This is a genomic window from Prevotella sp. P5-92 (assembly GCF_002251245.1).
Classification (GTDB): Bacteria; Bacteroidota; Bacteroidia; order Bacteroidales; family Bacteroidaceae; genus Prevotella.
On sequence record NZ_NPJG01000098.1, the window covers coordinates 1 to 15,784 of the forward strand.

The following is a 15,784-nucleotide window of genomic DNA, read 5'->3' on the forward strand; positions in this document are numbered from 1 at the left end:
TATATAATAACGCGTGCGCGCGCGATACCGAAGTTTTTTCTGCTTGCAACCTTTTGAAGCAGCGAGAGGGCAGGGTGGGGTGAAAAGCGGGAAAAGTTACCAGTTAACCGTTAACAAGTTAACCTTTTTGTTTTTTTTGTGACGTTTAGGCAGAGGACTGTCCCCTGTCTTAAACTTCCGAAACTCGAGTTAGGTATATTCGGGGTCTTACTCCATGTAAGACCGCAACCCGATGAGTGGCGGATGCTTGGCGGCAATCCGATGAGTGGCGGATGCTTGGCGGCAACCCGATGAGCGGCGGATGCTTGGCAGCAATCCGGTGAGTGGTGGATGCTTGACCGCAACTCTCACCCTCTGCGGATAAAATAATGTGTGTTTCCTTCAGAAACTAACTATAAATTAGCAAAAAAGCGTGATTTTTCAACTTTTTGATGCTATTTCCTTCGCTTATTCATTTTTTTGGTGTAACTTTGCACCCTGAAAATCGAAAATAAGCATTTTATAACAATGATAACAGTCACAAATCTTGCTATCCAATTCGGAAAGAAGGTCCTGTACAAGGACGTGAATCTCAAGTTTACAAACGGAAATATCTACGGAGTGATCGGTGCCAACGGTGCCGGTAAGTCAACGTTGCTCAGAGCCATCAGCGGCGAACTGGAACCCAACAAGGGTACAGTGGAGCTCGGACCCGGCGAACGCCTCTCGGTGCTCGAACAGGACCACTTCAAATATGACGAGTACAGCGTGAGAGACACCGTGCTCATGGGACACCAACCCCTTTGGCAGAACATGAAAGAGCGCGAGGCTCTCTATATGAAACCCGACTTCAACGAGGAAGACGGCATCAAAGTGGCAGAACTCGAAGACAAGTTTGCTCAGATGGACGGATGGAACGCCGAAAGCGACGCCGACCAGATGCTGACTAACCTCGGCATCAAGGACGACATGCACGACAAGATGATGAGCGAACTGTCGAACAACGAAAAGGTGCGCGTAATGTTGGCAAAAGCTCTCTTCGGACATCCCGACAACCTGCTCCTCGACGAGCCTACCAACGACCTCGACCTCGACACCGTGATGTGGCTGGAGGAATATCTCAGCAACGTGGAACAGACCGTGCTCGTGGTGAGCCACGACCGTCACTTCCTCGACGCCGTCTCTACACAGACCGTGGATATCGACTTCGGTAAGGTGACAGTGTTTGCCGGCAACTATTCTTTCTGGTACGAGAGCTCGCAGCTTGCTTTGCGCCAGGCTCAGAACCAACGGCAGAAAGCTGAGGAGAAACGAAAGGAACTCGAGGAATTTATTCGCCGATTCTCTGCCAATGTGGCAAAGAGCAAGCAGACCACCTCAAGAAAGAAAATGCTCGAGAAGCTCAACGTCGAGGAGATACGCCCGTCGTCAAGGAAATACCCTGGCATCATCTTCCAGATGGAACGCGAACCAGGAACACAGATACTCGAAGTACAGGACCTCAAGGCGGTGGAGCCAGACGGAACAGTGCTCTTCGACCACGTGAACTTCACAATAGAAAAAGGACAGAAGACCGTGTTCCTCAGCCATAACCCCAAGGCCATGACCGCTCTCTTCGAGATCATCAACGGCAATAGGCAGCCTGACGCAGGCGAATATAAGTGGGGTGTGACCATCACCACGGCTTATCTGCCACTCGACAACACGAAATTCTTCGACTCTGACCTCAACCTCGTGGATTGGCTCAGCCAATATGGCAAAGGCAACGAGGTGCTGATGAAGAGCTTCCTCGGACGCATGCTCTTCAAAGACGAAGACGTGATGAAGAAGGTGAATGTGCTCTCGGGAGGTGAGAAGATGCGCTGTATGATAGCTCGCATGCAGTTGAAAAACGCCAACTGCCTCATTCTCGACACCCCTACCAACCACCTCGACCTTGAGAGCATTCAGGCTTTCAACAACAATCTCGTGCAGTTTAAGGGAAACATCATCTTCGCCAGCCACGACCACGAGTTTATTCAGACCGTAGCCGACCGAATCATCGAGCTCACTCCTAATGGCACCATCGACAAGCTGATGGAATACGACCAGTATATCTACGACGAGCAGATAAAGGAGCAGAAAGCCAAGATGTACAGTTAAGCAAATGGACACTGTCTGATAATATTCCGTGGAGAAGTGAAAGTGTTTGGCACGATATTTGCAAGGAGGAAAACAGAGAACAACAAAAACAAAGAAAAAATGGAAGAAAACAAGAATATCAACGAAGAGGAGCTGAAGCAACAGGACGTCAACGCCACTGAGGCTGAAAGCGAAAACATCGACGGAGCTGACAAAACGTCAGACTCTGAGGCTGTTGCCGGCGATAAGGCTAACGCAGAAAACGAAAATGCCGACGAGAATGTGGCTGCCGAAGAAGAGGAGAAAGACCCTCTGGAGGAGGCTAACCGACAGATAGAGGAACTGAAAGACAAATATCTCCGCTCGGTGGCTGAGTTTGACAACTACCGCAAACGCACTCTGAAGGAGAAGGCTGAACTCATACTCAACGGCGGCGAGAAGGCTATCACAGCCATACTGCCAGTGATAGACGATATGGAACGCGCCATTGCCAACGGAGCAAAGACCGACGACCCGGCTGTGCTCAAAGAGGGCATGGAGCTGATCCACAGTAAGTTTATAAAGGTATTAGAGGGCCTCGGAGTGAAGGCAATAGAAACCGAAAACGCGGATTTCAATACCGACATTCACGAGGCAATAGCCATGGTGCCTGGCATGGGCGACGACAAGAAGGGCAAGGTGCTCGACTGTGTGCTCACCGGATATAAGCTCAACGACAAGGTGATCAGACACGCCAAAGTGGCTGTGGGGCAGTGAAAGACAGAAAGATAGAAAAATTGAAATATTGAACGATTGAAGGATTGAACAATTGAAAGATGGCAAAGAGAGATTATTATGAAGTGCTTGGAGTGGAGAAGGGCGCTTCAGAAGACGAAATAAAGAAGGCTTACAGAAAGATAGCCATCAAATACCATCCTGACCGAAACCCCGGCAACAAAGAGGCGGAAGAGAAGTTTAAGGAGGCGGCTGAGGCTTATGACGTGCTGCACGACCCGCAGAAAAGACAGCAGTACGACCAGTTTGGATTCTCCGGACCTGGCGGTGCGGGAGGCGGCTTCGGCGGCTTCGGCGGAGCGTCGATGAATATGGACGACATATTCTCGATGTTTGGCGACATCTTCGGCGGACATGCTTCGGGCTTCGGCGGATTCAGCGGCTTTGGAGGCTTTGGCGGCGGCGGACAGCGTCGTCCGCAACAGCATCGTGGCAACGACCTTCGCCTCAAGGTGAGACTGTCTCTCGAAGAGGTGGCTCAGGGAGTGACAAAGAAGTTTAAGGTACGCAAGGATGTGGTGTGCTCACACTGCCATGGAACGGGTTCGGAAGGAGGCGGCGAGACCGAGACTTGTCCTACATGTCATGGTTCGGGTGTCATCAGCCATACCACACAGAGCATCTTCGGCATGATGCAGACACAAGGCGTCTGTCCTACATGTAACGGAGAAGGCAAGATAATCAAGAACAAGTGTAAGGAATGTGGCGGCACTGGAGTCACCAAAGGCGAAGAGGTGGTGGAAATCAACATCCCTGCCGGAGTGGCAGAAGGCATGATAGTCAACGTGCCTGGCAAGGGTAATGCCGGCCGTCGAAACGGTATCGCCGGCGACATCCAGGTGCTGGTGGAAGAAGAGCCTAACGACACCTTCATTCGCGATGGAAAAGACTTGATATACAACCTCTTGCTCGATTTCCCTACAGCAGCACTTGGAGGCGACGTGGAGATACCTACCATCGACGGAAAGAAACTAAGGGTGAAGATAGACTCTGGCACACAGCCTGGCAAGACCCTAAGACTGAGATCGAAAGGTCTGCCCGAGGTGCAGGGATATGGCAATGGTAAGGGCGACATGGTAGTGAATATCAGCGTCTATGTGCCAAAGACATTGAGCCGCGACGAGAAGAAAGAGCTGGAGAAGATGAAAGACAGCGACAACTTTAAAGGCGACGCCGCCACAAGACGCTCCATCTTCCAGAGGTTCAGGAATTATTTCAATTAATGTGAAGACTCGAGACAAAAGGTGATAGAGTAAAAGACATAACATAATTGCTAATGGAATTGAGAATTGGCGTTTATGCCAGTTCTCAATTAGTTTTATTATGAATTACAAAGAAACTACAGAATTTTTGTTCTCCCAACTCCCCATGTTTGAGAGACAAGGAAAGGATGGATATAAAAGCGGACTGGAAAATACATTAGAACTCGACTCCATCTATGGACATCCACACAAGGCGTTCAAAACCATTCATGTGGCTGGCACAAACGGCAAGGGAACAGTGTCGCACTCGCTCGCTGCACTGCTTCAGAACAACGGATATAAGGTCGGCCTGTACACTTCGCCACACCTCGTCGATTTTCGCGAACGCATTCGCATCAACGGGGAATGCATACCCGAAAGCTATGTGGTGGATTTCGTGGAGAAGGGTAGGGAGAGGTTTGAAGAGATGAGACCGTCGTTCTTCGAACTGACCACTGCCATGGCTTTCTGCTATTTCCGCGACCAGGGTGTTGACTTCGCCGTGATAGAGGTGGGACTCGGCGGCAGACTCGACTGCACCAATATCATCACTCCCGAACTCTGCGTGATAACCAACATCAGCTTCGACCACACCCAGTTTCTCGGCAATACGCTCTCGAGCATAGCAAAGGAAAAGGCGGGTATAATAAAAAGAGGTGTACCAGTGGTGATTGGAGAGACATACACCGAGACACGACGTGTGTTTGAACAGGTGGCCGACGAAATGGATGCTCCCATAGTCTTCGCCGAAAACAAAAGGGAAGTGACCGATGCCGACGACAACATTAACGGCGAGATCGACTACTTCACCACACACTACGGGAAGATAAAGAGCCGCATGGCGGGAAGCTATCAGAAAAAGAACGCCAACACCATCCTCACCGCTTACTCCGTGTTGGTGAACCTCGGCATCGCCTCTGCAGACAGAGACATTGTAGCAGATGCAATGTACAACGTGGCACAGATGACCGGACTTAGAGGACGATGGCAGACCGTAGGCACGAAGCCATTGGTGGTGTGCGACACAGGACATAACGTGGCTGCATGGCTCTATCTCGACCCGCAGATCAGGGCAGTGAAATGCAAAAACAGGCATATCGTCTTCGGAATGGTAGGCGACAAAGACATAGAGACAGTGGCGGAAATGCTGCCTAAAGAGGCCAAATACTATTTTACACAAGCAGATAGCCATAGAGCGATAAAATCGGAAGACGTGAAGGCTATAGGAGAAAGAAACAACTTGAATGGCGATGCATATAGCACTGTGGCTGAGGCATATAAGGCGGCATTGCAAAATGCCGGAGAAGATGATTTTATCTTCGTCGGAGGCAGCAGTTATGTAGTGGCCGATTTCTTGTCAAATTGCTTTTAGGTGTTTTTAACACTAAAAAAAGTGTTTTTTTTGCAGTTATTCTTGCAAGTGTAGAATTTTTTTTGTTACTTTGCAGTCAAGTTAAAACATTAAAGTAATAACTAAAAACATTTGCAATATGACAAGCACTACAGAAAATGCGAATCTGTGTGGTCTGAATCGCAAGGATTTCCAGACCACAATCAACGGTAAGAAAACCGATTTATACATATTGAGAAACCGAAAGGGTTTCGAGGTTGCAATATCTAATTACGGTGGAGCAATCTGTGCCATTATGGTTCCCGATAAAGACGGTAAGGTGGCTAACGTCGTTCAGGGCTTCGACAGCATCCAGGCTCTCATGGAGACCGACGAGATCTATCGCTCAACACTGATTGGACGCTACGGCAACCGCATCTGCAAAGGACAGTTTGTATTGAACGGCAAAGAGTATCATCTTGCCACAAACGATGGCCCTAACCACCTGCACGGAGGTAAGAAAGGATTTAACGTGCGCGTATGGGACGCCAAACAGATGGGGCCTCGTGCTCTTGCACTCAACTATACATCGCCCTACGGTGAGGAGTGCTTCTCGGGTGAGATGAAGGTGACTGTAGAATTCACTTTCACCGACGACAACGAACTCGTGATAGAGTATCTCGCCACCACCAACAAGAAGACCATCTGCTGTCTGACACACCACGCATTCTTCTCTCTCTCAGGCATCGCCAACCCGACTGCCACCATCGAGAACCAGATATGCGAAATCAATTCCGACTTCTACCTGCCTATCGACGCTACCAGCATCCCTACAGGCGAAATACTTAAGGTGGAAGGCACTCCATTCGACTTCCGCAAGCCAAAGGCATTCGGACTGGAGATTGACGCCGACAACGAGCAGATAAAGAACGGTTCGGGCTACGACCACAACTACGTGCTCAACAAGAGAGAGGAAGGCGAACTGAGCTTCGCGGCAAGAGTGACCGAGCCAGAGAGCGGACGTACTCTCGAGGTCTATACCACCGAACCGGGTATGCAGCTTTATACAGCCAACTTCTGCACCGGAAAAGTTGGACAGCATGGCGCAACCTTCCCCAAGCGCTCGGCTGTATGTCTTGAATGTCAGCACTTCCCCGACACTCCAAACCGCCCATACTTCCCTTCTGTAGTACTCCGCCCCGAGCAGCAGTATAAGCAGAAGACCATTTACAAGTTTGGCATAGCAAAATAAACCAAATGAAACGACATAATCCATGCCTTATATATATAAATATGTGGGGCATGGATTTACTGCGTTAATAACAAAAGCAAAGAATTAACAACAATAATAACTTAAAAAACAATGTCAGAAACACAGAAAAGACAAGGAAGTTTCATTGCCATCATCACAATGTTCTTCCTTTATGCAATGATCTCGTTTGTCACTAACCTCGCGGCTCCTATTGGCGTCATCTGGAAGAACCAGCCTGAGATAGGTGGCAGCAACCTCTTGGGTATGATGGGAAACTTCATGAACTTCTTCGCTTATCTGTTCATGGGTATTCCTGCAGGAAAGTTCCTTACTAAGATTGGATATAAGAAAACAGCTCTCCTCGGTATCGGAGTGGGATTCATCGGCGTGCTCATCCAGTATCTGTCTGGAATGGGAACAGGACTGACGGGATTCTACATCTACCTCCTCGGCGCTTTCGTGTCAGGATTCTCGGTTTGTCTGCTCAACACCGTGGTAAACCCAATGCTCAACCTCATAGGTGGCGGCGGCAACCGTGGTAACCAGCTCAACCTCATCGGCGGTTCACTCAACTCGCTGTCAGGCACACTCACCCCGATGTTCGTAGGTGCTCTTATCGGAACAGTGACCGCAAGCACACAGATGGCAGATATCAACCTCGTGCTTTACATCGCAATGGCTGTGTTCGCCGGTGCTTTCATCGCACTCCTCTTCATTCCTATCGAAGACCCAGAGATTGGCAAGGTGACTTCTGCCACCAAGTTTGAACACTCTCCATGGTCATTCCGTCACTGTGTACTCGGCGTGGTTGCAATCTTCGTGTATGTGGGTGTGGAGATCGGTATCCCTGGAACTCTTAACTTCTATATCGCCGACACCAGCGAGAGAGGTGCTGGTATCATGGCCAACGCAGCAGCCATCGGTGGTTTCGTGGCAGGAACATACTGGTTGCTGATGCTCGTCGGACGATTCATCTCAGGCTTTATCGCCGACAAGGTGTCGTCGAAGGTACTGATGCTGTGCACATCGGGTGCAGGCATGGTTCTCGTGGTTCTCGCCATGATATCGCCAAAGACGATGACCGCTTCCATGCCGCTCTTCACTGGCAGCTCGTTTGAGATGACAGTAGTGCCACTGAGCGCCTTGTTCCTCGTGCTCTGCGGACTCTGCACCTCAGTGATGTGGGCATCGATATTCAATCTTGCCACTGAGGGTCTCGGCAAATATACCGCACAGGCTTCGGGTATATTCATGATGATGGTTGTCGGAGGAGGCGTATTGCCACTCATCCAGAACTTTATCGCCGACAATGCTGGATATATGATCAGCTATATCGTTCCTCTCGTCGCATTGGCATACATGTTCTGGTATGCATTGCTCGGATCGAAGAACGTGAATAAAGACATCCCGGTTGACTAACTTTATTATTAACAATATCAAAAAACATTTATGGAAATAGAATTTGTAAGAAGTCGCTTCATTAAGCACTTTGACGGTAAGACAGGTAATCTTTATGCATCGCCTGGACGTATCAACCTCATTGGTGAACATACCGACTATAACGGCGGGTTCGTCTTCCCCGGAGCTGTGGATAAGGGCATGCTCTGTGAGATACGTCCTAATGGCACAAACACTATAATGTGTTACTCTATCGACCTCAAGGATCGTGTTGAGTTTAAGGTTGACGACCCCCAGGGTCCACGAGCAAGCTGGGCACGCTATATCTATGGTGTGGTTCAGGAGATGCGCAAACTCGGTGTGGATGTCAAGGGATTCAACACCGCTTTTGCAGGCGACGTGCCACTCGGTGCAGGAATGTCGTCTTCTGCAGCACTCGAGAGCTGCTATGCCTTCGCGCTCAACGACCTCTTCGGCGACAACAAAGTGTCGAAATGGGATATGGTGTTGGCAGGACAGGCCACTGAGCATAACTACTGCGGTGTAAACTGCGGTATCATGGACCAGTTCGCAAGTGTCTTCGGCAAGGCTGGTTGCCTTATGCGTCTTGACTGCCGCAGCCGTGAGTTCGAGTATTTCCCATTCAATCCTGAGGGCTACAAACTCGTGTTGCTCGACTCTGTAGTGAAGCATGAGCTCGCCGGTTCGCCATATAACGACCGCCGCAACAGCTGCGAGAATGTGGTTAAGCACATCGCCGCTAAGCATCCGGAAGGCAAGTTTGAGACTCTGCGCGACTGCACATGGGAACAGCTCGACGAGGTAAGGGCTGAGGTAGGCGAGGAAGACTACAAGCGCGCTAAGTTTGTACTCGGAGAGAAAGACCGCGTACTTGCCGTTTGCGACGCACTCAACGCTGGCGACTATGAGACAGTGGGACAGAAGATGTACGAGACTCACTACGGACTATCGAAAGAGTATGAGGTGTCGTGCGAAGAACTCGACTTCCTCAACGACATTGCCAAGGAGAACGGCGTGACTGGTAGCCGCATCATGGGCGGTGGCTTCGGCGGTTGCACCATCAACCTTGTCAAGGAAGAGCTCTACGATAAGTTCATCGCTGACGCAAAGGAGAAGTTTGCCGCAAAATACGGACACGCTCCAAAGGTTTACGACGTGGTCATCGGCGACGGTTCAAGAAGAATCGAGTAACTCTCGGTTACACCTTATTATATAATATAAAGCGCAGGAATCAGACAATTCTTGCGCTTTTATTGTTTTATGTCAATTTTATGCCTCATTTTGGCCTATAAATGGACAAAATAGTCAATAAAAGTGTAAATATTACACTAATAATAAAAAAAAACAGCAAAAATGTTTGTCATATCAAAAAAAAGTCGTAACTTAGCGCACAAATTAAGAACAATCTTAAAATTAAACTAAAAACAAGCTCATGAAGAGACAGATTCAGTTATCTATCTTGGGTGTAGGTATGCTCGCGATAGCAGCAAGTTGCACCTCAGGTCAGCAGGCTACCGAGACCGTTTCTGGTCTGAATCCTGCACAGTTCGATTCGGTAATCAACGGAAAGAAGACCGCTCTTTACACGTTGAAGAACAGTAACGGCATGGAAGTGTGTATCACCAACTTCGGTGCACGTGTGGTATCGCTGGTCGTTCCTGACAAGGACGGAAAGCCCACCGATGTAGTGCTCGGTTATGACAATATCGCACAGTATGCCGACATCAAGAATTCTCCAAGCGACTTCGGTTCTTCGGTAGGACGTTATGCCAACCGCATCAACCAAGGCAAGATCACCGTTGAAGGCAAGGAGTATCAACTGCCACAAAACAATTTCGGACACTGTCTCCATGGCGGTTTCACCGGATGGATGTATCAGGTGTATGACGCAGAACAGCTCAACGACTCAACTCTGAAATGCACTATAGTATCGCCCGACGGCGACAACGGCTTCCCTGGCACAGTGACTGCCACCACTACTTACACCGTATTGAGCAACAATACGCTCGACATCCAGTGGGAGGCAACAACAGACAAGGAGACTATCATTAACCAGACCAACCACAGCTATTTCAACCTCAACGGCGACCCGTCGCAGGTGGGTACCGACATGGTGCTCTATGTTAATGCCGACAACTACACTCCAGCCGACAAGACATATATGACAACAGGCGAAATAGCACCCGTGGAAGGCACCCCAATGGACTTCCGCAATCCACATGCCATAGCAGAGACCATCTGCGACACCACGTTCCAGCAGATAAAGAACGCCAGCGGTTATGACCACAACTGGTGTCTTAACACCTATAAGGACGGAAAGGGAGACGACACACAGGTGTGCGCTTCGCTCTATTCTCCAAAGACTGGCATCTTCCTCGAGATGTACACCAACGAACCTGGTGTTCAGGTATATACAGGCAACTTCCAGGGCACAGGAATATCTTGCAAGCACGGCATTAAATATCCTAAGCAGGTGTCGGTATGTCTTGAAAGCCAGAAATATCCTGACTCTCCAAACAAGAAAGACTGGCCACAGCCATACCTGAAGCCAGGCGAGAAGTACTATAGCCACTGTGCATACAAATTCTCTGTAAAGTAAAGAATAAACAAACTTAATCAAATAAAAAACAATGAATTGGACATCAACAGAATTTATTTGGCTTGACTGGGCCGTGCTCGCCATAGGTGTTCTCGGCGTGGTATGGGCTGTGTGGAGGGCTATTGTCAAAGACAAGAAAGCACAACAAGGAGAAGACTCTTCCGCTTACCTCTTCGGTAAGGGTGAGCCGTGGTATGTGATTGGTATGGCCATCTTTGCCGCAAATATCGGTAGCGAGCACCTCGTAGGTCTCGCCGGTACAGGCGCAAAGAGCGGTGTGGGTATGGCTCACTGGGAGATGCAGGGATGGATGATCCTCATCCTCGGTTGGCTCTTCGTACCTTTCTATCAGCTCCTTATCAACAAGATGGGCAAGATCATCACCATGCCTGACTTCCTTAAGTTCCGCTATACACAGCGCACTGGATCATGGCTGTCTATCATCACCCTCGTGGCATATATCCTCACTAAGGTGAGCGTGACAGCACTTACAGGTGGTATCTTCTTCGAGTATCTTTGGGGTCTGAACTTCTGGGCGGGAGCCATCGGCCTTATCATCCTCACCACCATCTTCACCGTGTTCGGTGGTATGAAGGGTGTGATGACTCTCTCCACCATCCAGACTCCTATTCTCGTCATCGGTTCATTCCTCGTTCTCTTCCTCGGTTTGGCCACACTCGGTGGCGGTAGCATTGGTGAGGGATGGACAAGCATGATGAACTATTGCAACCAGCTGAACAACGGCTACGGAACAACACACATGTTCCACTGGGAGGCTGGCGATAGCATGTATCAGGAATATCCTGGTTTCGTAGTGTTCCTCGGAGCAACCATCATCGGTTTCTGGTACTGGTGTACCGACCAGCACATCGTACAGCGTGTACTCGGACAGGTGCCTGGCGAGAGCAATGAGGAGGTGATGAAGCGCGCCCGCCGCGGTACCATCGCTGCCGGTTTCTTCAAGGTCCTCCCTTGCTTCATGTTCCTTATCCCTGGTATGATTGCCGCAGCATTGGCTGAGCAGGGAACAATCGAGATGCAGGAGACCGACGCTGCATTCGCCATCATGGTGAAGAACGTGCTTCCCGCCGGTATCAAGGGTATCGTGACCATCGGATTCATCTGCGCCCTCGTCGCTTCGCTTGCTGCTTTCTTCAACAGCTGCGCCACACTCTTCACCGAGGACTTCTACAAGCCACTCAAGAAGGGTATGAGCGAGGAGCATTATGTATTCGTAGGCCGTATGGCTACCGTGGTAGTCGTTATCCTCGGTTTCGCATGGTTGCCTATCATGATGAAGATGGACACCCTCTACAACTATCTCCAGGGAATCCAGTCGCTCTTGGCTCCGGCAATGGTAGCTGTGTTTGCAATGGGTATCTTCTCCAAGAAGATTACTCCTAAGGCAGGTGAATACACCATGATCGTCGGTTTCCTTATCGGTATGCTCCGCCTTGTTACCAATGTTATCACCGACACAGGCAAGGCTGCTATGGACGGTGCGTTCTGGGATGCCACAGCATGGTTCTGGCAGACCAACTGGCTCGTGTTTGAGTGCTGGCTGCTTGTGTTCCTCATCCTCTTCATGATTGTTGTGAGCTGCTTTACTCCTGCTCCAAGCAAGGCACAGGTGGAGGCCATCACATTCACAGCCGACTTCAAGAAGTCTATCCGCGAGAGCTGGGGCTTGTTCGATATCGTAGGTACACTCGTCGTTATCGGACTCTGTGCAGCCTTCTACGCATACTTCTGGTAATAATCGTAAATAATAAACTATAAAGAACAATAAGGTCGCCAGACTTGCGAGAGCAGGCATAGGCAGACATGCTCTGGCGACCTTTTACCTGTAAAGAAACCCAATTGAATATTTAGATGACACAATTTTATCAGGAATATCCGAAAGTACTCGTTTCCGTTGACTGTATCATATTCGGATTCGACGAGGGAAAGCTCCGCATACTCGTAGGTAAACGACAGATGGATCCAGGACGCGGCGAATGGTCGCTGTACGGTGGATTTGTCAACGCTCAAGAGAGCATCGACGAGGCTGCAAACAGGGTGATATTGGAACTCACCGGACTGCGCAATCTCTATATCCGACAGGTGGGGGCGTTTGGTAGGGTAGATCGAGATCCTGGTGAGAGGGTCATCTCCATCGCATATTACGCACTCATCAACGTCAATGACTACGACAAGACGTTGCAGGAACAGCATGGGGTGGAGTGGGTCAATATCGACGATATGCCCAATCTCTATTCCGACCATAATAACATGGTGATGAGAGCAAGAAAACTGATGAGGCAGAAGATTTCGAGCGAACCAATAGGTTTCAACCTCCTGCCAAACCTGTTCACACTCACACAATTACAGAAACTCTATGAAGCTGTGGTTGGTGAAGAAGTTGATAAACGAAATTTCCGAAAGCGCATCAAGGAAATGGGATTCATAGAGAAGACTGAGCTCATCGACAAGCAGAACTCAAAGCGAGGCGCATCGCTCTACCGCTTCAACCAAAAAGCGTATCGCGACGACTCGAACTTCAAACTTTGAAATTATTATCACACACAATATATATATAGGTTATATCCCACCAGTAAGGCTGGGAAATACTAATGGAAGAATAAACATAAAATTCACTTATAAAATATTGCATTATGTTAGAAGAACTGAAAGAAAAAGTCTTTAAGGCTAACCTCGACTTGGTTAAGCACAATCTCGTGATATTCACGTGGGGCAACGTCTCAGGCATAGACCGTGAGAAAGGTCTCGTAGTAATAAAACCTTCTGGCGTGAGCTATGACGACATGAAGGCCTCGGACATGGTCGTCGTTGACCTCGAGACAGGAAAGGTGGTGGAGGGAGACCTCAACCCCTCGTCAGACACTCCAACCCATCTCGTGCTCTACCGCACTTTCCCTGAGATAGGTGGCGTGGTTCACACTCACTCCACTTATGCCACAGCATGGGCACAGGCTGGCAAGGATATTCCAAACATCGGTACCACACATGCCGACTATTTCCACGACGATATCCCATGCACCGACTCGATGACAGAGGCAGAGGTGAAGGGCGACTATGAGCTCGAGACAGGCAATGTGATCGTGAAGCGCATCAAGGATGGCAACATCAACCCTGTTCACACTCCAGGCGTGCTGGTGAAGAACCATGGTCCATTCTCTTGGGGCAAGGACGCCGACAACGCCGTATATAACGCAGTGGTGATGGAGCAGGTGGCAAAGATGGCATTCGTGTCGTTCTCTGTCAATCCCGACACAACGATGAACCCGCTGCTCGTCGAGAAGCATTTCAGCCGTAAGCATGGCCCTAACGCATACTACGGACAGAAGAAGAAATAACATCGCTTACAATCTAACAATTAATTAAATAATCAAATTAAAAAACTTACATCCTATGGTAAAAGCATTTGAGAACTATGAAGTATGGTTCGTAACAGGCGCACAGCTCCTCTATGGAGGCGACGCAGTAGTAGCAGTGGACAGTCACTCAAAGGAAATGGTTGAAGGACTCAACGAGTCTGGCCGCCTTCCTATCAAAGTAGTATATAAAGGTACAGCAAACTCTTCTGCTGAAGTAGAGGCTATCATGAAGGCCTCGAACAATGACGAGAAGTGTGTCGGCATCATCACTTGGATGCACACATTCTCGCCCGCAAAGATGTGGATCAAGGGTCTTCAGGCACTGAAGAAGCCTTTGCTTCACTTCCACACTCAGTATAACGCCGACCTGCCTTGGGATACTATCGACATGGACTTCATGAACCTCAACCAGTCGGCTCATGGCGACATCGAGTTCGGTCATATCTGCACACGTATGCGCGTTCCACGCAAGGTGGTGGTAGGACACTGGAAGAGCCCAGAGGCACAGGAGAGAATAGCCGTTTGGTCGCGCGTGGCTGCTGCCGTTGCCGACGCTCACAACTGCCGCTGTCTGATGTTCGGTATGAACATGAACAACGTTGCCGTTACCGATGGCGACCGCGTAGAGTTCGAACAGCGTCTCGGCTATCATGTTGACTACTATCCAGTATCAAACCTCATGGAATACTGGAAGCAGGTTTCTGACGAGGAGGCACAGGCTCTCGTTGAGGAATACAAGAAGGAATACACCATCAAGATCGACGAGTCTGGCGAAGAGGTTTACTGGGAGAAGGTGCTTCATGCAGCTAAGGCAGAGATCGCTCTGCGCCGAGTGCTGAAGGAAGAGGGCGCTACTGCCTTCACCACCAACTTCGACGACCTTGGCGAGGCAGACATCAACGACCCGAACTTCATCGGCTTCGACCAGATACCAGGTCTCGCTTCTCAGCGACTGATGGCAGAGGGTATCGGCTTCGGTGCCGAGGGCGACTGGAAGACAGCTTGCCTCTATCGCTCTCTCTGGATGATGAACCAGGGCTTGGAGAAGGGATGCTCGTTCCTCGAGGACTACACCCTCAACTTCGCTCCCGACTGCACATCAAGCCTCCAGAGCCACATGCTCGAGGTTTGTCCGCTCATCGCTGTCAACAAGCCAACACTCGAGGTTCACTTCCTCGGTATCGGTATCCGCAAGGAGCAGACTGCACGTCTTGTCTTCACCTCAAAGACCGGTCGTGGTATCAAGGCCACCGTCGTTGACCTCGGCAACCGCTTCCGTCTCATCACCTCTGAGGTAGAGTGTATCGAGCCAAAGCCAATGCCAAAGCTCCCCGTGGCTTCTGCACTTTGGGTACCACAGCCTTCATTCGAGATCGGTGCAGGCGCATGGATCCTCGCCGGAGGTACACACCACAGCGCATTCTCTTATGATATCACAGCTGAATACTGGGAAGACTTCGCCGAGATGCTCGACATCGAGTGCATCAATATCGATAAGGACACCACTACAAGCGGCTTCAAGACACAGCTCCGCAACAACGAGGTGTACTACATGTTGAACAAGTCGTTTAAGTAATTCAGCTTTGGGAGGAAAGGGAAGGTAAAGAAGTTAAGGAAGTTAAAGAAGTTAAAGACGTATGTCTAAACTTCGGAACTCCTTGGCGGAAGCGCAATGACTATTGTCCTTAACTT

Annotated in this window: 12 protein-coding genes; all 12 read left to right on the plus strand. The window is 49.6% G+C overall.

Annotation, left to right across the window (positions count from 1 at the left end; translation table 11 throughout):
* The first annotated feature begins 507 nt into the window (after positions 1-507).
* The gene (locus tag CIK99_RS09760; protein ID WP_094381331.1) at positions 508-2,121 is read left to right on the plus strand and encodes an ABC-F family ATP-binding cassette domain-containing protein; all 1,614 of its coding nucleotides are present in this window, start codon (positions 508-510) and stop codon (positions 2,119-2,121) included.
* 99 nt (positions 2,122-2,220) lie between these two features.
* Positions 2,221-2,856, plus strand: a complete 636-nt coding sequence (locus CIK99_RS09765; RefSeq protein ID WP_094381435.1) for a nucleotide exchange factor GrpE — start codon at positions 2,221-2,223, stop codon at positions 2,854-2,856.
* 59 nt (positions 2,857-2,915) lie between these two features.
* On the plus strand, positions 2,916-4,097 hold the full coding sequence (gene dnaJ / locus CIK99_RS09770; RefSeq protein WP_094381332.1) for a molecular chaperone DnaJ: 1,182 nt from the start codon (positions 2,916-2,918) through the stop codon (positions 4,095-4,097).
* Positions 4,098-4,197: 100 nt separating this feature from the next.
* On the plus strand, positions 4,198-5,487 hold the full coding sequence (locus CIK99_RS09775; protein ID WP_094381333.1) for a folylpolyglutamate synthase/dihydrofolate synthase family protein: 1,290 nt from the start codon (positions 4,198-4,200) through the stop codon (positions 5,485-5,487).
* 118 nt (positions 5,488-5,605) lie between these two features.
* Positions 5,606-6,697: an aldose epimerase family protein gene (locus tag CIK99_RS09780; protein WP_094381334.1), complete on the plus strand. Its 1,092-nt coding sequence runs from the start codon at positions 5,606-5,608 to the stop codon at positions 6,695-6,697.
* 111 nt (positions 6,698-6,808) lie between these two features.
* Positions 6,809-8,116, plus strand: coding sequence for an MFS transporter (locus tag CIK99_RS09785; protein WP_094381335.1), 1,308 nt, complete (start codon positions 6,809-6,811; stop codon positions 8,114-8,116).
* A gap of 30 nt (positions 8,117-8,146) precedes the next feature.
* On the plus strand, positions 8,147-9,307 hold the full coding sequence (gene galK / locus CIK99_RS09790) for a galactokinase (RefSeq protein WP_094381336.1): 1,161 nt from the start codon (positions 8,147-8,149) through the stop codon (positions 9,305-9,307).
* A 241-nt stretch (positions 9,308-9,548) separates the two neighbouring features.
* Positions 9,549-10,715 carry an aldose epimerase family protein gene (locus CIK99_RS09795; RefSeq protein ID WP_094381337.1) on the plus strand — a complete coding sequence of 389 codons (1,167 nt, stop codon included), beginning with the start codon at positions 9,549-9,551 and terminating at the stop codon, positions 10,713-10,715.
* 31 nt (positions 10,716-10,746) lie between these two features.
* Positions 10,747-12,471 (plus strand): sodium:solute symporter, encoded by a 1,725-nt coding sequence (locus CIK99_RS09800; RefSeq protein WP_094381338.1) that lies wholly within the window; start codon positions 10,747-10,749, stop codon positions 12,469-12,471.
* 116 nt (positions 12,472-12,587) lie between these two features.
* The gene (locus CIK99_RS09805) at positions 12,588-13,265 is read left to right on the plus strand and encodes an NUDIX domain-containing protein (RefSeq protein WP_094381339.1); all 678 of its coding nucleotides are present in this window, start codon (positions 12,588-12,590) and stop codon (positions 13,263-13,265) included.
* Between the two features lie 104 nt (positions 13,266-13,369).
* Positions 13,370-14,071, plus strand: coding sequence for an L-ribulose-5-phosphate 4-epimerase (locus CIK99_RS09810; RefSeq protein ID WP_094381340.1), 702 nt, complete (start codon positions 13,370-13,372; stop codon positions 14,069-14,071).
* 55 nt (positions 14,072-14,126) lie between these two features.
* Entirely contained in the window at positions 14,127-15,668 is a 1,542-nt protein-coding gene (araA, locus tag CIK99_RS09815) for an L-arabinose isomerase (protein ID WP_094381341.1), read from the plus strand.
* The last annotated feature ends 116 nt before the right edge of the window (positions 15,669-15,784 follow it).

What these genes read in the sequence shown, in the direction of transcription:
- CIK99_RS09780 (WP_094381334.1), top strand. Translation starts at nt 5,606, where the DNA reads ATGACAAGCACTACAGAAAATGCGAATCTGTGTGGTCTGAATCGCAAG.
- galK (WP_094381336.1), top strand. Translation starts at nt 8,147, where the DNA reads ATGGAAATAGAATTTGTAAGAAGTCGCTTCATTAAGCACTTTGACGGT.
- CIK99_RS09765 (WP_094381435.1), top strand. Translation starts at nt 2,221, where the DNA reads ATGGAAGAAAACAAGAATATCAACGAAGAGGAGCTGAAGCAACAGGAC.
- araA (WP_094381341.1), top strand. Translation starts at nt 14,127, where the DNA reads ATGGTAAAAGCATTTGAGAACTATGAAGTATGGTTCGTAACAGGCGCA.
- CIK99_RS09775 (WP_094381333.1), top strand. Translation starts at nt 4,198, where the DNA reads ATGAATTACAAAGAAACTACAGAATTTTTGTTCTCCCAACTCCCCATG.
- CIK99_RS09805 (WP_094381339.1), top strand. Translation starts at nt 12,588, where the DNA reads ATGACACAATTTTATCAGGAATATCCGAAAGTACTCGTTTCCGTTGAC.
- CIK99_RS09785 (WP_094381335.1), top strand. Translation starts at nt 6,809, where the DNA reads ATGTCAGAAACACAGAAAAGACAAGGAAGTTTCATTGCCATCATCACA.
- CIK99_RS09795 (WP_094381337.1), top strand. Translation starts at nt 9,549, where the DNA reads ATGAAGAGACAGATTCAGTTATCTATCTTGGGTGTAGGTATGCTCGCG.
- dnaJ (WP_094381332.1), top strand. Translation starts at nt 2,916, where the DNA reads ATGGCAAAGAGAGATTATTATGAAGTGCTTGGAGTGGAGAAGGGCGCT.
- CIK99_RS09810 (WP_094381340.1), top strand. Translation starts at nt 13,370, where the DNA reads ATGTTAGAAGAACTGAAAGAAAAAGTCTTTAAGGCTAACCTCGACTTG.
- CIK99_RS09800 (WP_094381338.1), top strand. Translation starts at nt 10,747, where the DNA reads ATGAATTGGACATCAACAGAATTTATTTGGCTTGACTGGGCCGTGCTC.
- CIK99_RS09760 (WP_094381331.1), top strand. Translation starts at nt 508, where the DNA reads ATGATAACAGTCACAAATCTTGCTATCCAATTCGGAAAGAAGGTCCTG.